Origin of the sequence: Bifidobacterium sp. B4079 (assembly GCF_026537385.1) — a bacterium.
GTDB classification, from domain to species: domain Bacteria; phylum Actinomycetota; class Actinomycetes; order Actinomycetales; family Bifidobacteriaceae; genus Bombiscardovia; species Bombiscardovia asteroides_I.
On record NZ_JAFNMH010000001.1, the window covers coordinates 277,986 to 298,204 of the forward strand.

A 20,219-nucleotide genomic window follows, 5' to 3' on the forward strand; every position below is an offset into this window, starting at 1 on the left:
CTCAGACAGCCCTTGTCCTGAGCAGGATGCTGGTGGTCACATCGTCGGCACCGGGGCTGGACCGCCCGTCCAGGTCCGCCAGAGTCCACGCCAGGCGCATGGTCCGGTCGGCCCCTCGCAGGCTGATCCGCTGCTTGCACAGGGCTTGATCCACGACCGAACGGGCCTTGGCTGATGTGTTCTGGCGCAGCCATTCGCCGCTGATTTGGGCGTTGCAGGCCCAGCCTTCCTTGTGGAAACGCTCTTTTGCTGCCTGCCGGGCGCGGGTCACACGCTGGCGAATCTGAGCGCTGTGCTGGCGTGGACGGTGGTCATCGAAACCCGGGTCGGTCACAGGAGGGACTGTGGTCTGGATGTCGATACGATCCATGATGGGCCCTGACAGCCTGTTCCAGTAGCGGAGGCGTTCCCGGGGCGTGCAGGTGCAGCGCTCGCCCGTGCCGTAACCGTATCCGCAGGGGCAGGGGTTGGCGGCCATGACCAGCTGGAACCGAGCCGGGAAGGTTGTACTGCCCTTGGCCCGGGACAGAAAGATTCGCCCAATCTCCAGGGGCTCGCGCAGAGATTGGATCACCCTTGCAGAGAACTCCGGTGCCTCGTCCATGAAGAGGACTCCGCGATGGGCGCGGGTGATGGCGCCTGGGGTGGCCAGTCCGGCGCCGCCTCCAACCATGGCTGCCATGGAGATCGTATGATGAGGGGCCTCGAAAGGCGGCACATCGGTGATCCCATACTGGCTCAGCGTGCCGCACAGGGATCGGATGGAGGCCACCTCCAGCTGTTGGACGGCATCCAGGGCGGGCATGATGCTGGGTAGCCGTTCTGCAAGCATGCTCTTGCCGGTTCCCGGGGGGCCGACCATGAGCATGTGATGACCGCCGGCTGCGGCCACCATCATGGCCCATTTGGTCTCTTCCTGGCCGATCACGTCAGCCATGTCGGGCTTGGGCGGAGAGTGGTCGGCGTTGGCGGGGGAGTTGACTTCATGATCTGAGTTACTGGCATGCGCACTCGCTATGGCGGTTGGTTTGTCAGAGTCCTCGAGAGTGTCTGCTTCGGGGATGGTAATCCTGCTTCGCCCGCCCAGGGCCTGGATGAGCTGGCCCAGGTGGCGCAGTCCCACGACCTCAATATCGGGAACCAGACGGGCCTCGTCAAGGTTGTCTGCGGGGACGAAGAATCGCGTGATTCCTTGAGCTCTGGCCTGTGTCAGAATAGGCAGCAGACCGTTAATGGGCAGAATCGTGCCGTCCAGGTTGAGCTCGCCCAGGATGACCGTTTGGTCCAGGCCTTCCATCGGCAGCGCTCCGCCAGCTTCCAGAACGCTGGTCGCGATGGCCAGATCGTGTGAGGAGCCATGTTTGGGCTTTGAAGCAGGGGACATGTTGACGGTGACCCTGGTTTGCGGCCATCGGAATCCGCAGGCCGAGCAAGCGGATTTGACCCGTTCCCGTGACTCTGACAAGGAGGCATCCGGCAGACCGATAATGGAGAAATAGGGCAGACCTGGGGAGATGAAGGACTGCACGTGGATGAGAAAGGCCTTGAGGCCTATCAGTCCCACGGATTCAGCGGATCCAAGTCGCATCAGAAGGCCTCCCTGGTGTGTCTGAGGAAGACTGATCCTGGATTCCACCCGCCACTTCCCGAATGATTTGATCCTCTGGTGGCCTCGGCGGATGCCTGACAGGAAGCCGGGGGATAGGGATCCTCGGAATGCATTCTTCTGCTAGTGCCGGACTTGACTGACAGGCTGATGACATCGAAACGTGTGCCGCGATGCCGTGCGCTGGGATCTCGGTCGTGGCTGATCAGCCATTGGACTGCTGCGCGACGCAGGTGGGTCTGCTTGCGTGGACCGACAGCCTGTTCTGGGGATCCGAACCGACCGGTGCGCCTGGTCTTGACCTCTACAAAGACCAGAGTCGCCTCGGGATCCAGGGCGATGATGTCCAGCTCGCCGAACCTGCTTCTCCAATTGCGGGCTAGAATTTTCCAGTTTCGTTGCCACAGCCACTGGCAGGCGTAGTCCTCGCCCAAACGTCCGAGCTCTCGGCTGTTTATGCCACTGACTCTGATCTGTCGTTCAATATCTGCCAGCTCTATGTCGATGGATTCATCGTTGCTCGTACTTAACCTCGTTCTCCCAGGCCGTATGTTTTCTGGATTGTCGGAGGACCTTATGGAATCGGGCAGAGCGCTTATAGGCTGTATGGTCAATGGGTCTGTGACCATAACGTGGGCTTCAGTTCTGTCACCCTTGTCGCTGGGAACTGTGCGGAGATTGCTTGGTCTAGTCAGTGCTTGTGTGTCCATGTTTCTAGGAGACCACTGGGAGGAAGTCGGCGACTAGTCGAACCAGGCATGTGGTCGAACGAACCTGCGCACGCACGGAAGTGGATGAATGAGTGGACCCACGATGCTGACCCTGTATCTACTGCATTCATCTCCGCATCAGGCAGAGGCGGCAGAGGTAAGAAGAACTGAAACAGAAACGAATGACACGAAGAAAAGCAAATAAGCGAAGGAGGGCAGGACAGCAGCCAGCTAAATGAACCAGAGACAAAGAAATAGCGGAGACCGGAAGGCACCGCCGGCGAATTTGCTGGCAATACCTTCCGGTCTGGGGTGCTCAACTTATCCCTATGACTGATTTGTCACCATGTCGACCACATGTTTGGCGGGCAAGAATGCGGCGATCGAGGCGGTTTGGGTTCCATTCATCCACCTTGATCCTCCGCTCTTGACAAATGCCGAGACTCTTAGGCCATTTACACCGACCTTGGGCTTACTGCTTCTGCATCAGAGCGGTCATCTGCCCCAGATCCAGCTCAAAGCTGACCCCGCGCTGCTGATAGTCGGGCTGATTGCGTGTGTGCTGCATGGCAGAGCGGACGAATTCGCCGGCGATTCGGGCGGCATCGGCCAGGCCCTGTCCCGCAAAGAGCGCCCCGCAGAGGCTGGAGGCGAAGGCGTCGCCGGTTCCGTGAATCATGAAGGGCAGCTTGTCGTGGACCAGCTCGGTGCGCTCGCTGACTCCGCCATGATCTGCAGAGGCCACGAAGTTGCGCAGCTTGCCGTCCTTACGGTCGATGCCTTTGATAATGACGTTTTTCGCGCCCATGTCCAGCAGACGGCACAAACGCTCACCAACCTGGGCGTCGTCAAGGTCCTGGCCTTCGTAGTCGATGCCGGTCAGCAGGCTGACCTCGGTCAGGTTGGGCATGAGCAGGTCGGCCCCCTCGACAAGATGGGTCACGGCCCGGCACATCTCTTCGGTGTAGGTGGGATACATGGATCCGCCGTCGCCCATGACCGGGTCGACCAGCCGCAGGGCCTTGGGATATTGCCTATACATACGCTGAATAATGTCAACCTGTTCGGCGCTGCCGAGGAATCCGCTGTAGATCCCGTCCAGGTCGACGCCTTCCTTCTGCCAGGCATCCAGGTATCCCGGCAGCATCTCGGTGGTGTCATGGAAGGTGTAGTCCTTGAACATGGTGTGCGCGCTGAACAAGGCCGTGGGCACCGGGCAGACATCGCATCCGGCTGCCGAAAGAATGGGAATGGCGGCCGTCAGCGAGCACTTGCCATACCCGCACATGTCATGCACGGCGGCGATACGGGGAATGTACTTGTTTTCGCGCTGGTAGAGTCTGTTCTGATCGTCTGTCTGTCCGGCCATCTCTTGAACTCCTTCATGCCTGCTGAGGCTGTTCGCAGCGAAGTCTTCTCCGTCGCTTACTTGACTCTACAGCGGACGGGCTGAACGAGTACCGTCGCGTGTGGAATGTCGAGATGCAAAAGGCCCGCTTTCAACCTTTTGGAAGCTGTTATAAAAAAGGGCGATATCGAAAAGTCTATTCTGGCTTGAACAGGTGGGCTTGTGCCGCTTATGGTCGCATCAAGAACTTGGACGAGAATGTACGTCACTAACAGATAGGAATCTACATGACCGACCAGAACCCGCACAAGTACCATTTCGAGACGCTTCAGCTCCATGTAGGCCAGGAGCAGGCCGACCCCGCCACCGATTCCCGGGCCGTGCCGATCTACGCCACCACCAGCTATGTCTTCCACGACTTCGACCACGCCGAGGCCCGGTTTGCGCTGAAGGACCCGGGCAACATCTACGGCCGTCTAACCAACTCCACCCAGGGGGTCTTTGAGGACAGGATCGCCGCCCTGGAGAACGGCACTGCCGGTTTGGCCGTGGCCTCGGGAGCCGCAGCCGTGGAGTATGCTTTCAGGAACATCACCCAGGCCGGGGACCATATCGTGTCCTCCAAAAACATCTACGGCGGCACCTTTAACCTACTCAAACACACCCTGCCCCGCGATGGCGTCGAAACCACCTTCGTGGATCCTTCGGACCCGTCCAACTTCGAGTCGGCCATCCAGGAGAACACCAAGCTGGTCTTCTTTGAGACATTCGGCAACCCCAACGCCGACCTGCCTGACTTCGAGGCCATCTCCAAGATCGCCCATGACCACAACCTGCCGGTGATCGTCGACAACACTTTCGCTACTCCTTACCTGTTCCGTCCGCTGGAGCACGGTGCGGATGTCGTCGTGGAATCGGCCACCAAGTTCATCGGCGGCCATGGCACCACTCTGGGTGGGGTGGTCGTGGAAGGCGGCCGGTTTGACTGGGCGGCAGTGCCTGGCAGGTTCCCGACCTTGACCGAGCCTGATCCCAGCTACCATGGTCTGCGTTTCTACCAGGATTTGGGTACTTCTGCCTTCGTCACCCGCATTCGCGCCATCCTCCTGCGCGACACTGGCGCCGTGATCTCCCCCTTTGCAGCTTTCCTGCTCCTGCAGGGGACCGAGACGCTCTCGCTGAGGGTTGAGCGCCATGTTGAGAATGCCTTGAAGGTAGTGGATTACCTGCAGACTGTGCCGGAGGTGGAGTCGGTCAGCCATCCGGCCATCGAGGGGCGTCCCGACCACGAGCTCTACAAGCGCTACTTCCCCAATGGGGCTGGCTCCATCTTCACTTTCGATCTGAAGGGCGGCAAGGATGCGGCCAGGGTCTTCATCGACAACCTGCATCTCTTCTCCCTCCTGGCCAACGTGGCTGACGTGAAGTCGCTGGCCATTCATCCGGCATCGACCACCCACTCCCAGGAGACGCCGGAGGAGCTGGAGGATCAGGCCATCCACCCTGGCACCATCAGGCTTTCCGTTGGCACGGAGAATATCGAGGACATTCTGGATGACCTCAAGGGCGCCTTCCAGGCATTGCGAAAATCCGGCCTGGCTGGGTAGGCGGCGCGCTTTTGTTCCGGGCCGGTTTACGCTGTGAAGCCCGTGCCGGACTTGGACTATGCCGGTTTCGACCGGCATAGGGTGCCTGGCGGAACCTTGCAGCGTTCCATCAGCCCCCCCCCCCCGCATATATGGCTCGCTCATTCTTTGGGATGATGCGGAATCCCGGATCATGTCGAGATTCAATCCTGCGTATGATGACGGTGCCGCCTTGCAGCCGATAGCGTTGGCACCAGGAATACAGGGATGGTCCCTGTTCCTGGTGAGGTTGGACTATGATGCATGGCACACGGACACAAGCGGCATTCGCCCCATCGGCAGACGGTAGGAATGATCGAGCACAGACTGCCCAGATGGCCGTTCAGGCTCTGGGTCTGACTAAGGATTATGGGAGCGGGGAGAGCCTGGTGCATGCCTTGCGGGGTGTTGATGTCGGGTTCGAACGGGGTAGGTTCACGGCCATCATGGGCCCGTCCGGATCGGGCAAATCCACCCTGATGCACGCGCTGGCAGGCTTGGATACCGTAACCTCCGGGCACGTCTACCTGAACGGTGCCGATGCCGCCGGGGTAGAGGAGGGGAGGGCCGGTCGTCATGATGGGGGGCAGGGAGCGGTTGACCTGGCTGCACTCGATGACGATCAGCTGACCCTCCTGAGGCGCCGCTGCCTGGGTTTCATCTTCCAGAGCTTCAATCTTTTGCCTATGTTCACTGCCAGGCAGAACATTCTTATGCCCCTGATCCTGGACGGGGCCAAGCCGGACACTGCCTGGTTGGATCTGCTGGTCGGGACTCTGGGTCTGGAGGGGAGGCTGAGCCACCGGCCCAGCGAGCTTTCGGGCGGCCAGCAGCAGCGGGTGGCCATCGCCCGGGCCCTGATCGCCAAGCCTTCCATTGTCTTCGCTGACGAGCCCACGGGAAACCTGGACACGGTTTCCTCGACCGAGGTGCTCAGTTTCCTGCGTGACTCGGTCCGAGAGCTGGGGCAGACCGTCATCATGGTCACCCACGATGCCTTTGCCGCCTCCTTCGCCGACAGGGCTTTGGTCTTTGCTGACGGGCGGATCGTTGCCGACCAGGACAGGCCCACTGTGGACGCCATGAACACCCTCCTCTCCGAGGCAACGGGGGCTTCCGCCGAGCTGGCAGCCCCAGTGGCTAACAGTTGAGGGGGTGGCACGGATATGTGGCAGATCACCAGAAAGATGATGCGGAGCGACCTGGGCATGATGGTCCCCGCTGGCATCGCCATTGTCATCGGCACGCTGTTTATCGCCATGACCTTCCTCTTCGGCAACACCATGGACATCTCCATGCGGCGCATGGTCTCATCCGATGCCGCCCAGGCCAACTACGCCATCATCCCCAAGGACGATGACCGGATGGGTCAGATGACGGTGAAAGACTTCAAAACCAATGAACTGGCAGCGGTCCCAGGAGTTCGTGCCGTGCGGTCAGACGCCAATTTCTTTGTGGACGTCCGCGTCGCTACGACCAAGGCCGACGAGGTGGTGGCCATCCCTTCGGCCGATGCCGATCTGATGCCGGTTGCATTGGCCCAAGGGTCCTGGCCAGCGGCCGATGACCAGGTAGTTCTGCCGAGGCCGACCGCCTCAAGGCTCAAACTCGCGCCCGGCGACAGGGTGAATCTGAATCTGTCTGCCAGCATGCTTGACGAACTGCCTGGCTCGGAGACTGATGGAAGTTCCAATTCGGGCGGAGTGTCCGGCAAACTGGTATCGAGATCGATGACCGTGTCGGGGATCAGCGCGGACCAGGGCGGCATGTATGACAACTGGGGCGGTGCCATCGTGTTGACGCCCAGGACCAGTGATGCCCTGATGGCCGATGCCGGCCTGGGCGGCATGGGAAACCTGATTGCCAATAACATTTACCTGGTCGTGAGTGGGCAGGGAGATGAACTCAACGGCAGTCTGGCCTCCCTACGCAAATCCATGCCCTCCGGCTATGCTCTGAAAGATCGAAGCACCCTGGAAGAGGGTCTCCTCAAGAACGCTCTTGGTGGTCAGCAGAACTTCATGACCACCTTCCTCCTGACCTTTGGGATTCTGGCTATGTTCGTGGCCGCTACAGTCATCGCCAACACCTTCCAGGTCATGGTCGCCCGGCAACGTCGTCAATTGGCCCTCCTGAGAATCGTCGGTGCCAAAAGGGGTCAGATTCAGGGCAGCGTGCTGATTCGATCGGCTGTTCTCGGCATCCTGTCCTCCCTGATTGGCATCGGTGCGGCTATAGGAATCATGGTTTTCCTGGAGGCAGCCAAGTTCCATATGAATTCGCTTCATTTCCAATTGAGCCTGACCCCTCCCGTTATTCTGGTGCCCCTGATCTTTGGCGCCATCGTCACGGTCCTGGCATCGCTGGGGGCTTCGCGGGCGGCTACCAAAGTAAGCCCCCTAGAGGCTCTGCGACCGTCAGATCTGCTAAAGAACGTCGGTGCTGGCAAAGCGCGCCTGATAGTCAGCCTGGTCCTGATCCTGACCGGTGCGATCATTACGGTCTGGTCCCTCTGGCAGGTCAGGCTGAACGCAACCGGGCATACGAGCAAAGCTTCCGGTGACGGTGCGGAGACGGTCCTAGGGCTAGCGGTACTTGGCATCGTACTGGCATCCATTGGCATTCTGCTCAGTGCCAACCGCTGGATCCCTTTGCTTCTGCGGGGAATAGGGTCTCTAGTGGCACGGATTGGACCTTCATCGGCTATTGCCGTGGCTAATATCTCCCGGAATCGTTCCCGGGTGGCGGCGACGGGGGCAGCCTTGCTGATAGGGGTGACCCTGGTCTCCACCCTGGCGACAGGTGCGGCCAGCGCCAAGCTAACCATGGCCGGCATTCTTGACCAGCAGTATTCGGTTGATGTTCAGATCAGCGCCGATGGATTGGATGCCAAGGCACTGGATGCCATCCGTCATATTGACGGTGTTGCTGATGCCGAACTCGTGCCGCAGTATGCAGCCACCATCGAATCCGGTGGCGAACAAGGCGCGGGAATGACCATCTTCGCCCTGGACGGCCGGAGGATTGATGGCGTTTTGAACACCAAGGTCGGCAGGGATCTGAAAGGACAGGGAACCGTGCTGCTTCCGGCCAGTCTGATGGAAGCCAGCAAGGGTTTCCGCAACGGTGGGCAGCTGGGCCTGGCTATGCTTGCTCCGGTTCAGAATGACACGGATGAGGGCTCAGCTTCACAAGGACAGCGGCAGCCTTCATCGGCACGTTCCTTTACCGGTGCCTATGCCTCCTTCAAAGGGATTGATGCGAGCCGCTTCTACGGCCTGGCCGACCCTGCTTCGCTGGAAGGCCTTCATCCTTATGCTACCCAGATCTGGGCCAGGACGAAAGGATCCCCGACTGTCTCTGTGCTGATGGATGAGATCCAAGATGCCCTCGCTAGGTATTCGGCGGTTTCCGTCCAGGGGGGTCTGGCTGAAAAGCAGCAATGGGACCAGAGAGTCGACACCCTGCTCATGATCATGGTGGCCCTGCTGGCCGTAGCCGTGGTCATTGCACTGATCGGTGTGACCAACACCCTGTCGCTCTCAGTCCTGGAGCGCAGACGAGAGTCCGCCACCTTGCGGGCCATCGGAATGACCCGCAAGCAGATCAGGTGGTCGCTGGCCGTTGAATCAGGACTGATAGCCCTCGGCTCCACCGTGGTCGGTGTGGTCCTCGGTCTTCTTTTTGGTTGGATCGGGTCCTATGAGGTCTTTGCCTCCGACGGGAGGGTCGCCTTGCCGATTCCCTGGTCCGCAGACGCGGTGATACTTGTGGTTGCTTTTCTGGCCGCGGTCCTGGCCAGTGTTCTTCCCGCCAGAAGGGCCAATCGAATGCCGCCGGTCGTGGCGCTCGCTGAAGACTAGGGAAGCGATGAGCATAACCAGGGGCCACCGGTTGCGATGCCGGCGGCCCCTGGTTGATGTCTGGACTGAACACGTCTGTCACCCTCATGCAGCCCAGACGTAGCAAGGAGGGGTGGGATGGCGGATAATCAGGCGAAACGGCACCTGATCTGCTCGGCCGACCCATAGGAGGCTTGCGCTCCCCGTCCAGTGGCCGCGTAGGCCGAGACATAGGAGGCCAGCTGGGCTGCATGAACCAAGGCCATTCCCGAGGAGAGTCCGGCGAGGACGGTCCCCATGAAGGCATCACCGCATCCGGTGGTGTCAACGGCATCCACCTTGACTGCGTGGATTCGGTAATTCCCGTCCTGATCGAGGACCATGGAACCCTCACCGCCCAGGGTCACGATGGCCCTGCGGAAGCCGAATTCCTGCATGGTGGTGTTGATGCGGTCCCAGTCGGCCCCGATCCAGTCCCCATCCTCGGGCTCATCGATTCCCAGAAGCTGAGCCATCTCATGTTCGTTGACCAGGATCAGATCGGAGTAGGCTATCAGGTCAGCAGGAAGGTCGGCCCGGAAGGGGGAATCGTTGAGGAGGACGGTCATGCCGGACTCATGGGCCATCCTGGCGGTCTCGGTCACGGTTTCGATGGGGCTTTCCAGACAGAGCCCCAAGACCTTGGCCGAGGTCAGCGCCTTCCGGGATCGACGGGCGTAGTCCACGTCAACCCTGGCATTGGACCCGGGGGAGTAAACGATGGTGTTCTCCCCATGGGCGTCCACGGTGATGACCGTGGTTCCGCTCGGGCCGGGTACGGTCATCACCTGGGAGACGTCGACCCCAGCGTTACCAAGTTGACCCAGAAGGAAATCGGCGTTGGGGTCGGATCCGACGGCGCCGAAGAGTTGAACGTGGGCCCCGATCCGCGCGGCTGCGGCCGCCTGGTTGGCGGACTTGCCGCCGGGGAGGATTTGCAGGGGGCCTCCGTTGATGGTTTCACCAGGTTTAGGCAGGCGGTCGGTGGTAACCGTATAGTCCGCATTCATGGACCCGACCACCGAAATGGATCCACTGATGGTATCCAATCCCTGAAGCACCTGGTCCGGCGCAGCCACCATGTCTTGAATCATGTTTCTCCATTCGTTGATAACAATTTGTCGACCAGATCATCTGGTTCAGGGGCCCTGGCCTGTGCGCCCCGGGGGCCAGCCCACCGAGGCCCGGTGGAGATACCGGGTCTTCAGCCGGACCGAGTCGATCCTGGAGCCGGCCATCAGGTCAAGGAGCATCTGGACGCAACAGGTCCCCATGGAATCAATCTGCTGGGAAATCGTGGCGACGGCGGGTGTCAGGATTCTGAAAACCGGCAGATCATCGAAGGTGACTATGGAGAAGTCGCTGCCGATGCTGATGCCCCGGGATTGGCATGTCTTGATGGCCCGGATGGCATCTTGCGAGGAGCCGAAGACGGCCGCACTAACCTTCAGGGCTCTCCAGCGGTCCAGCATTTCCGGGACGAAGGTGCCTTCGCCGGCCCGGCCGATCCCGCTTCGGTCGCCGTTCTGAGTAGGGTCGCAGAGCCCATTCATGCCGTTCAGCAAGCGGTCGAACACATCCTCGCGCTCTTGGAAGATGCCGGACTCTTTCAACGGCCCAGAAACCATGGCGATTCGCCGGTGGCCATGCCGGGCCAGATCCTCTAAGGCTGCATTGAGGCCGGGCAGGGGGTCGGAGTCGATCGAAGGGACTGCCTTTTCGCCATCTTGATGCCTTCTGCTGCCATTGGGCCGGTCCACGTAGACCAGAGGAAGTCCCCTGCGGGTCAGCTCATCCAGGATCTGAGAAGAGCGTGAATCCGGCACGATGATGGCTCCATCGATATGTTGCCCCAGAAGATTGCGGACCTGGACCTTGTTTTCATGCGAATCGCCTTGGGTGGAGGTGCAGATCAGGGTCTGGAATCCGTGTGCCAGGAGTTCACCCTGGATCCGATAGGCCAGGTCGGCGAAATAGGAATTCCTGATGTCGGGTATGAGCAGGCCGATGGCGCGGGAATGGGGAAAGTGCATGGACCGGGCTCTGGAGTCCGGAACATAGCGGAGTTCCTTGATGACCTGGTTGACCCGTTCACGGGTCTGTTCCGAGATTCGCCCTGAATCGTTCAGCGCCCGGGATACCGTCGATACGGAGACTCCGGCACGTTCGGCCACGTCCCGAATCGTCGCGTACGTCATCATTGCCTTTCGTCGATCTGACCGGCAGCCGACACCCTGGATGCATCGGCCCCACGGCCGCACCATTGCGTCGGTGTGACCATGACAACCACTATTTATATCAGTGCGGTAACGATACCGCAAATCGGTCTGTCAGAAACGGCATGGCGAGTCGGCATTTTTTATACCAGTCTGTTCTCATAGGCGAAGACTACGGCCTGGACTCGATCACGGGCATTGATTTTCTGCAGGATGTGAGCCACATGGGTCTTGACGGTTGGGAGGGAGATGAAGAGCTTGTCGCCTATCTCTTGGTTGCTGAGGCCGTGGGCGATTTCAACCAGGACCTCCAGCTCCCGTTCAGTCAGCAGGTCAATCTCAGGGTCATTGTAGGCTGCGGCCTCTTCGCCGGATGTGCCCTCCCGGATCCGGGGAGAGGCGTTGCGTGTCGAGGGATGCCGGGTCATATCCGATGCCATCCCTGTAGGATCCTCATCATTCTGATGTCCGACCAGCGCCATCTGCCTGATCAGGCGCTTGGTTGCCGAGGGGGCGATAATGGCGTTCCCCTGATAGACGGTGCGGATGGATGAAAGGAGTGTCTCGGGTTCGGTGTCCTTGAGAAGAAAACCCGAGGCCCCCGCCCTGATGGCTGACATGACATATTCATCCAGGTCGAAGGTGGTCAGAATGATCACATGTGTCGTGGCTCGGCCAGGTGAGAGGTCGCTGATCCGGCGTGTGGCCTCCAGCCCGTCCATTCCGGGCATGCGGACGTCCATCAGCACCACGTCGGGATCGAGTTCGCTGGCCAGGTTCACGGCCTCGTCTCCATCGGCGGCCTGGCCGACCACTGTCATGTCGTCCTGCGTGCCGATTACCAGGGCGAATCCTGCCCGTACAAGTTCCTGATCATCAGCGATGACAACCTTGATGGTATCTGCGTTATGCTGCATGCTGCCTCGGTTTCAATGGGGGTCAGGTGAGGTTCCGGGTATCCGACCTCGTATATGCCCTATTTCCACTGATCATACCGGAGGGCAGTGGAGAGGCCGGTTTCAGGGACGGGCCCTCCGTGCGGCCGGCTGCTCCAGCATCCGTCGTGCTGCTCTGGTGAAGAACCGCAAGGAGCTCACGCATCCTTGCCAGGGCCAGGCGTCCCTGCCTGCCGATTCCTGCGAAGGCCTCTATCACTGAATCGGGGGCAGGGGTCACACCCTGGCGTTTGGCTTCTTCCAGCAGATCGATTGCCGAGTTTGTCCTGTCGATGACGGTGTTCAGGGTGGACGCTACCTCCGCCTGCATGCTGGTGCCGATTCGCTCCCGTTCCTTGTTGGCGGCAAGCATGCGGCTTTCCTCCAGGCCCTGGTTCAGGGCCTTTTCCCGTTCCTCCAGAAGAAGCAGACTCGATCCCTTGTAACGCCGCCACAGAGCCGTCAGCATGGCGATGAGGCAGAGCGTTGCCGCCACGATCATGGTGCTGATGGCGTCCCGAAGCATGGGATTGGTCTTCGGAGGGGACGAGCCCTGTATTTCGCCGAGCAGAAAGTCGAGGATGCTGGATGCCCCCCAGCTGATCGAAACGATCCTCAGGCCCAGGAGAAGGAATTCGGACAGAACCGCGATGGGGATCCACCGTCGCGTCCTGCTGCCTCCATAAGTCATGGCTGAGTATATGGAAATAATCACACAGACATCAGCAGCGGGGAGGATCGAAGAGAGGAAGACCTGAATGGCACAGTTCAAGGCCACCAGGACAGCGCTCAGCTCGGGGAAGCGGCGCCGTACGATCAGGGGGGCGAGGACGCTCAGGTTCAGCAGAACGATGACGGAATTGGACGGTGTGGTTCCGGTGATGGGCTCAAAGCCGGGAATCTCCAGGGCGCCAGCGCCGAAGTTCGCCAGAAGCAGGAGCATCAGAAAGGTGTCTGCAAGGAGGTAGTGCCCCTGTATCCATGCGGATATCCGTTCCACTTTATTGGGCTGGTACCTTATCCTGCCGCCCGGCCGTTCCTTTTCGTCGTGGCTGCGGTTCTTCGGAATCTCCGTCTGCGCGACGGCTGCCCGGAAACTCTTCCTGTGCCCCTTCCCGCTGCCTGTATGCATGCCTGCATCCGGTCGGACGGGTTCGGCCCCTGCCGTGCTTGCGGTCGTCGACCTTGCTGGATACGTACTGCCTGATCGGAAGGGAATCGTGGCCCTGACCCGGAATCCGGCGGGCGGCAGTGGTCGGGCCTCCAGTTCCCCCCCGATGGCGACAAGCCGTTCCTGCATCCCCCTCAGCCCATACCCGATGTGGACGGATTCCATCATCGTCTTCGGACGGGTGTCAGGGTTGGCCTGGTCTTCAATGATCAACACCAGCCCCTCCCCATTCCATTCCTCCCGGATACGGACCTGGGCACCGGGGCCGGCATGTTTGCGCACATTGCTCAAGGCCTCCTGCATTACGCGGTAGGAGACCATGGTCCGACGCGGGTCAAGAAGATCGGGGCGTGGTTCCCCCAGGACCCTGTGGTCGAACACGGCCCCCTCTGAGAGACGTCCGGCCTGGGCAATCATCGACTCCATCATCCGATAATCGTCGACCGGTTTCGTCACAGGGGCTTCCGGACTATTACAACAGACCATTGAATTCCGCGTCTCTTCTGACCTGCACGATGCCGGCCGTGGCGAATGGTCCGGACGACATTGCGACAAGTCACCTGACGAATGCTCCGGCAGCGGTGGCGAGGGGCCCTCAGCCTCCCCCTCTTGCCCGATGGTGCCGAATAGGGAACTTAATTCATTCAGGGCTCGTGTGCCCTCGTCCCGGATGGTGATCATGGTTTGCATGGCCATGTCGGGGTTGTTGGCGGCGGCGTATCTGCCTGCGTCGGACTGGATGATGACGATGGAAAGGGTGTGGGCCACCACATCGTGCATGTCGCGGGCTATCCTGGCGCGTTCGGCGCTGGCGGCCAGTTTTCCCTGCTCCTGGGCTCTGAAGGACAGAGCCTCGTTGCGCTGGCGCATGATCGAGATGGAGCGCTCTCTGGCACGGGTCCAGTAGGCCAGAAGGACGGACAGGGCCAGGAGCAACCCGTAGGAGACGAAGCTAATGGCGAACTGTTTTGCAAAAGCATAGAAAGCCGGGATCGGCTTGCGGTCATAGCCAGCAATAGCATTGTCCGGAAAGATTCCGAAGGCCTGTTGGAGTGCCATGGCGGTGGCTGCTGCACCTACCATGAGCACCCCGGCGATGATATAGGCACGATTGGAGGACCTGGGCGCGTATACCACTGCGGAGTACATCATAATAAGGGCCGCGATGTCAGCAGCCGTAACGACCGGCCCCAAGATCAGCTGGGCTGCGCTGACCAGGACGAATAGTCCTGGTGCCAGATTGGGCAAGCGCCTCCGTATGCAGACCGGCAGGAGGAGCAGGCAGTTCCAGATGTAAATGGACTGGTCGGATTGAGGGACCAGGAGACCTGCCGTCGTCCCGAAGTCGACAATCATGATAAAGAGCAAGAGGGCCAAAAGGGTGTCGGTGAACAGCACATTGTTCTGCATCCAGGTCGGCAACCTGCTCCAACCATGTCCGGAGATGTCCATACCATCCAGCCTATCGGTCGCCGCTGTCCGTCTCCATAGGTCTCGAGGATGATCGCCGTCCAGCGGCATGGAGACAATGATGTCGATGCCGGGGCCGCATGCCCTGCCCTATATGGTCAGGCGCGGCGACATATCGAGTGCGGAAAGAAGAGGCGATATGGCAAGCCAGGGATACTACCTGTCAGGGCTGTTCGTGCAGGAGGGGTCCATCCCCGTGCCCCTAGACTGGGCTCATGCGGAGCCTGGCTCCTGGACATCCGAAAAGAATTCCGGCGACCCGGTCATCTCCTGCTTCTACCGGACCATCTGCGCCCCCGAGCACATTCATGACGACCTTCCCCTTCTCGTCTACCTTCAGGGCGGCCCAGGATCCGCCGGTCCGCGCCCTCTGGGCCCGACCGGCGACGGCTGGATCGCCGAGGCCATCAAACATTTCAGGATCGTCCTGCCGGATCAACGGGGGACAGGACGGTCTTCAGCCATCGACTCGCACACCATGCGCGCGCTGGCTCATCCACACGACCAGGCCGCCTATCTGAAGCATTTCCTGGCTGACTCGATCGTTCGGGACGTTGAGCATCTCCGTCGTACCGTCTTTGGCGCAAGGTCCTGGGTCACCCTGGGGCAAAGTTACGGCGGTTTTCTGACCTTGGCTTATCTATCGGCTTTCCCCGAGGGGCTGGCCGCTTCTTTCACCACGGGCGGCATCCCCCATGTCCCGGTGGATCCGACGGAGGTCTATGCCCATACCTTTCCCAGGATGAAAGCCAAAACAGAATCATTCTACGAGCACTATCCGCAGGACCGGGACCGTGTGGCCGCCATAGCCGATCGGTTGGCGCAAGGTGATGTGACCCTGCCCGGTGGGGATCCGCTGACAGTGGAACGCTTCCAGACCCTGGGGGCCGATCTGGGCAGGCAGAACGGGGCGGCCCGTCTGCATTGGCTCCTGGACACGGCATTCCTCGAAGGCGATGGTGCCGTGCCAACCAGGGGAACCCCGGTTCTCTCCGACGCCTTTCTCGAGGGGGTCCGGGCCGCTACGGCCACGACTCCCTTATACTGGCCTCTTCAGGAGTTCATCTATGCGGATGGGGATTGCGCCCCGATTCGCTGGGCAGGGCAGCGTGTACGAGACAGGCATCCTGAATTCCGAACGGACGCCAGGCCGCTGCTTTTCACGGGGGAGGCCATCTTCCCCTGGATGTTCGATCAGGAACAGGCCTTGAAACCTTTCGCCCCGGCAGTGAATCTGCTCATGGAAGACAGGCATTGGGGCAGGCTCTACGACCAGGACCGTCTGGCCTCCAACAGCGTGCCCCTCCAGGCAGCCGTCTATTTCGACGATCTGTACGTTGACTCCGGCATGCAGTTGGATACCCTGTCACGCGTGGGCAGCTCCCATGCCTGGGTGACCAACCAGTTCGAGCATGACGGGCTCCATGGCAACCAGGTATTCGCGCACCTCTACCGGGAGGCCTTGGGCAGGGGGGATCTGGAGCACCTGTTCTGAGCGTGCATCGCACGGGTAGACTGGGAACGTGGCTATAGACGAACTGACAATCGGATTCATCGGATACGGGAACATGGCCCAGGCCATGGCCCAGGGGCTGGTTGACGCCGGGGTTCTGCCCGGCGGCCGTATCGTGGCCTGCGCGAACCATTATGGGAAGCTGGTGGAGAATACCCGAAAACTGGGCGTGCGCCCGCTGCATTCCGCCCAGGAGGTGGCTTCGGCTGCGGATATGGTTATCCTCGCCATTAAACCTGGTCAGACGGCCAGGGTCTGCGGGCCCATCCGCAAGGAGCTGGCGGACGAGGATCGGGCGGTCATCTCCATCGTGGGAGGCTTCAAAATGGACGACTACGCCGACTTGCTTGAGCAAGGCACCCATCTGATCTGTTCCATCCCCAACACCCCAATCGCGGTAGGGAAGGGGATCATGATCACCCAGAATGAAGATACCCTGACTGATGACCAGCGCCGGCTCTTCGACCAGGTCTTCGGGCAGGTGGCCCTTATCGAGCGCCTCGGCCAGGATCTGACCTCCGTGGCCACGGCCATCGCCGGCTGTGCTCCGGCCTACACGGCCATGTACATGGAGGCTTTGGCGGATGCCGGTGTCAAACACGGTCTGCCCCGGGCAGTGGCCTATCAACTCGCCGCACGCATGGCCGAGGGTACCGGTGCTCTTTATATGGCCAGCGGAACCATCCCGGCCGCCATGAAGGATGCCGTCTGCTCGCCTGGCGGCAGTACGATCCGAGGTGTCGCGGCTCTGGAGAAGAGCGGTTTCCGGGGAAGCGTCATCGATGCCATTGATGCGATCGAAGGCAGCTGATAGATCCAGGACCTATGGGTGCTTGCGCTGGTATAGCAGCCGCCGGCCATGACCCAGCGCCGAAGCATTGGGCTGGCGGGTCCGCTGGCCTCGTGCACGGCAAGGCCGCTTTAGAGCCTCGGCTGACGATGCAAGGTTTTCGTCCGCCACGCCGGGGCAGTCCGGGCAATAGACTGGTGGATATGTCGTTAACCATAGGAATCGTCGGGCTGCCCAACGTTGGCAAGTCCACACTCTTCAACGCCCTCACCCGCAACAACGTTCTGGCGGAGAACTACCCTTTTGCCACCATCGAGCCTAACACCGGCATCGTGCCCCTGCCCGACGATCGGCTGCCCGTCCTGGCCAAGCTGGTCCACACGGACAAGATCGTACCCGCCACGGTCACCTTCGTGGACATCGCCGGCATCGTCAAGGGGGCCTCGGAGGGTGAGGGGCTCGGCAATCAATTCCTGGCCAACATCCGCGAGGCCGACGCCATCTGCGAGGTGGTACGCGCCTTCAATGACGACGATATCGTCCACGTCAACGGCAAGGTGGATCCGGCCGACGACATCGACACCATCAACACCGAACTGATCCTGGCCGACATGCAGACCATCGATAAGGCTCTGCCCAAGCTGGAGAAGGACCAGCGCGGGGGCAAGATCAAGCCCGCTTACCTGGACACTGTCCGCAAGGCCAAGGAGATTCTGGGCCAGGGCCGGACCATCGACCAGGCGGCCAAGGCCGGGGACATCGACAAGGACGAGCTCTACGACCTGCATCTGATGACCGCCAAGCCCTTCATCTACGTCTTCAACGTGGATGACGACGAGCTGCAGAACGAGGACATGAAGAAGCAGATGGCCGACTCCGTGGCTCCCGCGCCTGCCATCTTCCTCAACGCCCAGTTCGAGTCCGAGCTGACCGAGCTGGACGAGGCCGACGCCCGCGAGATGCTGACCGATGCCGGGCTTACGGAGTCCGGCCTGGACCAGCTGGCCCGGGTGGGCTTCGACATCCTTGGGCTGCAGACCTTCCTGACCGCCGGGGTCAAGGAGGTGCGCGCCTGGCAGATCCACCAGGGCTGGACCGCTCCACAGGCTGCCGGTGTCATCCACACCGACTTCGAGAAGGGTTTCATCAAGGCCGAGGTGGTCTCCTACGACGACTTCGTGGCCGCCGACGGCTCCTACGCCAAGGTGCGCGAGGAGGGCAAGATGCGCCTTGAGGGCAAGGACTACGTCATGCAGGACGGCGACATCGTGGAGTTCAAGACCGGCATACCCTCCGGTTCCAAGAAGTGAGCGTCAAGCCCGGGTTCGCCATTCGCCGGGGTCGGGGGCTGCCGCTGATCTTCGTGCATGGGTCCGGTGTTGACCATCACATCTTCGACGACCTGGACCCCGTCTTTGAGCGGGTTGGCGGATTCGAGCGGATATACCTGGACCAACCCGGCTTCGGCCGTACGCCGCCTGACCCGTCCATCCTCGATCTGGACGGTCTGGCCCGGTGGCTGGATGACCAGGTGGACATTTTCAGCGGCGGCGGCCCTTTCGGCCTGGTCGGCAACTCCCTGGGCGGGCTGCTCAGCCGCCACGCCGCAGCCGGTCGGTTGGACCGCTGCCGGGGGATGGCCCTGCTCTCCTCGGTCGTCGACCCGGTGACTGCACACAGGCGCCTGCCCCCGCGTCAGATGTTGGACCGGGACGACCACGGCCTGGCTGATGTGGACGAGTTCACCAGGCATGCCTACCGGCAGATGGCTGTGGTGGAGTCCCGGGAGCACCTTGAGGCCTACCAACGCACCATCATGCCAGGCATTCGTTCAGCCGATGCCGACACGGTGGCTCGAATGGAGGGGCACTACCAGCTGGATCTGGACTTCGACCAGGTCTGGTCCGGATTCATAGCCCCTGTGCTCTTCGTCTGCGGCCGCCAGGACGATTGTGTGGGCTACCTGGATCAGTTTGACCTGGCCTGCCGCTTTCCCCGGGTTTCCTACTCGGTGCTGGATCGGGCCGGCCACAATGTACAGATTGAACAGACCGCCCTGGTCTGCGACTTGCTGGAGGACTGGGCCAGGCAGGTTCTGAAAGTCTGAGTCCGTCCTGGCTCCTTCTGCCGCTAAAATGAACTGTGCATACAGGCTCGTTCAATGGCGATGAAGGGGAAGGGCATGGCTGCTTGGGGATCGGACAGCACCCGCTTTAAGCGGCGTGTGCTTGCCACGCTCCGTTGGCTGCTGGACCCTGTCCGCCGCACTCCTGTAGTAGTGACAACCGCCCTGCTGACGCTGCTGCTGACAGTCCTGGTCGTCAACCTGATCCAGCCGGTGGATGCGGCCCATGCGGAACGATCTGCAGGTGCGAGCGCTTCTGGCGCATCCACCGTTTCGGAGAGACAATTTCCCAAGGCGCAGCATCCCAGCGAATCTGCCTCCTCCTCTTCATCAGCGACAGAGGGGCAGAAGCCAGAACCCGCTGGCGCCTCTACCCATCATGTCGATTGGCTCAAGCCTTCGCAACAGGTCGATTACCCGGATCCCGCAGCCCACTCTAGCCTTTCCTTGGAGGTCAGCCTTCAGGACCAGCGGGTCTACGTGCGCGACGGGTCTGAACTGCTCTACACTATGTACGCCTCGACGGGCATGGATGACTCCACGCCCAGGGGCAGCTTTCGCATCCAGGCCGAGCGCGGCGACCACTTCTACAACCCCAGCGAGGGGATGGGTGCACGCTATTACACCAGCTTTTTGAACCACGGGGTCTTCCTCTTCCACTCGGTCCCCACTGATTCCAGTGGCAGCTACATCAAGGAGGAGGCCGACATGCTGGGCATCCGACCCAGCTCCCATGGCTGCATCCGGCTGACTGTGCCCGACGCCCTGTGGATCATGCAATCCGTGCCGACCGGCACGTCCGTCCTGGTCAAGTGAATTTAGCACGTCC

At 60.9% G+C, this 20,219-nt stretch carries 15 protein-coding genes; 8 read left to right on the plus strand and 7 right to left on the minus strand.

Annotated elements, in window-relative coordinates:
- Position 1: 1 nt before the first annotated feature.
- The 3 genes from J3T95_RS01190 to J3T95_RS01200 form a co-directional block, all read right to left on the minus strand.
- Positions 2-1,588 carry a YifB family Mg chelatase-like AAA ATPase gene (locus J3T95_RS01190; RefSeq protein ID WP_267450119.1) on the minus strand — a complete coding sequence of 529 codons (1,587 nt, stop codon included), beginning with the start codon at positions 1,586-1,588 and terminating at the stop codon, positions 2-4.
- Complete coding sequence (locus J3T95_RS01195) at positions 1,588-2,316, minus strand: YraN family protein (RefSeq protein WP_324123897.1); 729 nt, start codon at positions 2,314-2,316, stop codon at positions 1,588-1,590. The genes J3T95_RS01190 and J3T95_RS01195 overlap by 1 nt, the downstream gene beginning before the upstream one ends.
- Before the next feature lie 472 nt (positions 2,317-2,788).
- A complete protein-coding gene (locus tag J3T95_RS01200; protein ID WP_267450121.1) occupies positions 2,789-3,685 on the minus strand; it encodes a pyridoxamine kinase in 897 nt (298 codons plus the stop codon).
- Positions 3,686-3,951: 266 nt separating this feature from the next.
- Here J3T95_RS01200 and J3T95_RS01205 point away from each other — a divergent pair, with 266 nt between their 5' ends.
- The 3 genes from J3T95_RS01205 to J3T95_RS01215 all read left to right on the plus strand — a co-directional run bounded on the left by J3T95_RS01205 (position 3,952) and on the right by J3T95_RS01215 (position 9,152).
- On the plus strand, positions 3,952-5,271 hold the full coding sequence (locus J3T95_RS01205; RefSeq protein WP_267450122.1) for an O-acetylhomoserine aminocarboxypropyltransferase/cysteine synthase family protein: 1,320 nt from the start codon (positions 3,952-3,954) through the stop codon (positions 5,269-5,271).
- Positions 5,272-5,624: 353 nt separating this feature from the next.
- On the plus strand, positions 5,625-6,440 hold the full coding sequence (locus tag J3T95_RS01210; protein ID WP_267450559.1) for an ABC transporter ATP-binding protein: 816 nt from the start codon (positions 5,625-5,627) through the stop codon (positions 6,438-6,440).
- A gap of 15 nt (positions 6,441-6,455) precedes the next feature.
- The gene (locus J3T95_RS01215) at positions 6,456-9,152 is read left to right on the plus strand and encodes an ABC transporter permease (protein WP_267450123.1); all 2,697 of its coding nucleotides are present in this window, start codon (positions 6,456-6,458) and stop codon (positions 9,150-9,152) included.
- A gap of 128 nt (positions 9,153-9,280) precedes the next feature.
- Here J3T95_RS01215 and J3T95_RS01220 read toward each other — a convergent pair whose 3' ends face one another.
- The 4 genes from J3T95_RS01220 to J3T95_RS01235 all read right to left on the minus strand — a co-directional run bounded on the left by J3T95_RS01220 (position 9,281) and on the right by J3T95_RS01235 (position 14,902).
- The gene (locus J3T95_RS01220; RefSeq protein ID WP_416378725.1) at positions 9,281-10,264 is read right to left on the minus strand and encodes a ribokinase; all 984 of its coding nucleotides are present in this window, start codon (positions 10,262-10,264) and stop codon (positions 9,281-9,283) included.
- Between the two features lie 45 nt (positions 10,265-10,309).
- Positions 10,310-11,371 (minus strand): LacI family DNA-binding transcriptional regulator, encoded by a 1,062-nt coding sequence (locus tag J3T95_RS01225; RefSeq protein WP_267450124.1) that lies wholly within the window; start codon positions 11,369-11,371, stop codon positions 10,310-10,312.
- Between the two features lie 158 nt (positions 11,372-11,529).
- Entirely contained in the window at positions 11,530-12,303 is a 774-nt protein-coding gene (locus tag J3T95_RS01230; RefSeq protein WP_267450125.1) for a response regulator, read from the minus strand.
- A 22-nt stretch (positions 12,304-12,325) separates the two neighbouring features.
- Complete coding sequence (locus J3T95_RS01235) at positions 12,326-14,902, minus strand: sensor histidine kinase (RefSeq protein WP_267450126.1); 2,577 nt, start codon at positions 14,900-14,902, stop codon at positions 12,326-12,328.
- Positions 14,903-15,101: 199 nt separating this feature from the next.
- Between J3T95_RS01235 and J3T95_RS01240 the strand changes: the two genes are divergently transcribed.
- The 5 genes from J3T95_RS01240 (at position 15,102) to J3T95_RS01260 (ending at position 20,206) form a co-directional block, all read left to right on the plus strand.
- The gene (locus J3T95_RS01240; protein WP_267450127.1) at positions 15,102-16,457 is read left to right on the plus strand and encodes an alpha/beta fold hydrolase; all 1,356 of its coding nucleotides are present in this window, start codon (positions 15,102-15,104) and stop codon (positions 16,455-16,457) included.
- 34 nt (positions 16,458-16,491) lie between these two features.
- Positions 16,492-17,286 carry a pyrroline-5-carboxylate reductase gene (gene proC, locus J3T95_RS01245; RefSeq protein WP_267450561.1) on the plus strand — a complete coding sequence of 265 codons (795 nt, stop codon included), beginning with the start codon at positions 16,492-16,494 and terminating at the stop codon, positions 17,284-17,286.
- A gap of 182 nt (positions 17,287-17,468) precedes the next feature.
- Complete coding sequence (gene ychF / locus J3T95_RS01250; RefSeq protein ID WP_267450128.1) at positions 17,469-18,575, plus strand: redox-regulated ATPase YchF; 1,107 nt, start codon at positions 17,469-17,471, stop codon at positions 18,573-18,575.
- Positions 18,572-19,372: an alpha/beta fold hydrolase gene (locus J3T95_RS01255; protein ID WP_267450129.1), complete on the plus strand. Its 801-nt coding sequence runs from the start codon at positions 18,572-18,574 to the stop codon at positions 19,370-19,372. Before ychF ends, J3T95_RS01255 begins: the two co-directional genes overlap by 4 nt.
- A 54-nt stretch (positions 19,373-19,426) precedes the next feature.
- Complete coding sequence (locus J3T95_RS01260; protein WP_267450130.1) at positions 19,427-20,206, plus strand: L,D-transpeptidase; 780 nt, start codon at positions 19,427-19,429, stop codon at positions 20,204-20,206.
- The last annotated feature ends 13 nt before the right edge of the window (positions 20,207-20,219 follow it).

What these genes read in the sequence shown, in the direction of transcription:
- J3T95_RS01190 (WP_267450119.1), bottom strand. Translation starts at nt 1,588, where the DNA reads ATGCGACTTGGATCCGCTGAATCCGTGGGACTGATAGGCCTCAAGGCC.
- J3T95_RS01195 (WP_324123897.1), bottom strand. Translation starts at nt 2,316, where the DNA reads ATGGACACACAAGCACTGACTAGACCAAGCAATCTCCGCACAGTTCCC.
- J3T95_RS01200 (WP_267450121.1), bottom strand. Translation starts at nt 3,685, where the DNA reads ATGGCCGGACAGACAGACGATCAGAACAGACTCTACCAGCGCGAAAAC.
- J3T95_RS01205 (WP_267450122.1), top strand. Translation starts at nt 3,952, where the DNA reads ATGACCGACCAGAACCCGCACAAGTACCATTTCGAGACGCTTCAGCTC.
- J3T95_RS01210 (WP_267450559.1), top strand. Translation starts at nt 5,625, where the DNA reads ATGGCCGTTCAGGCTCTGGGTCTGACTAAGGATTATGGGAGCGGGGAG.
- J3T95_RS01215 (WP_267450123.1), top strand. Translation starts at nt 6,456, where the DNA reads ATGTGGCAGATCACCAGAAAGATGATGCGGAGCGACCTGGGCATGATG.
- J3T95_RS01220 (WP_416378725.1), bottom strand. Translation starts at nt 10,264, where the DNA reads ATGATTCAAGACATGGTGGCTGCGCCGGACCAGGTGCTTCAGGGATTG.
- J3T95_RS01225 (WP_267450124.1), bottom strand. Translation starts at nt 11,371, where the DNA reads ATGATGACGTACGCGACGATTCGGGACGTGGCCGAACGTGCCGGAGTC.
- J3T95_RS01230 (WP_267450125.1), bottom strand. Translation starts at nt 12,303, where the DNA reads ATGCAGCATAACGCAGATACCATCAAGGTTGTCATCGCTGATGATCAG.
- J3T95_RS01235 (WP_267450126.1), bottom strand. Translation starts at nt 14,902, where the DNA reads ATGCAGAACAATGTGCTGTTCACCGACACCCTTTTGGCCCTCTTGCTC.
- J3T95_RS01240 (WP_267450127.1), top strand. Translation starts at nt 15,102, where the DNA reads ATGGCAAGCCAGGGATACTACCTGTCAGGGCTGTTCGTGCAGGAGGGG.
- ychF (WP_267450128.1), top strand. Translation starts at nt 17,469, where the DNA reads ATGTCGTTAACCATAGGAATCGTCGGGCTGCCCAACGTTGGCAAGTCC.
- J3T95_RS01260 (WP_267450130.1), top strand. Translation starts at nt 19,427, where the DNA reads ATGGCGATGAAGGGGAAGGGCATGGCTGCTTGGGGATCGGACAGCACC.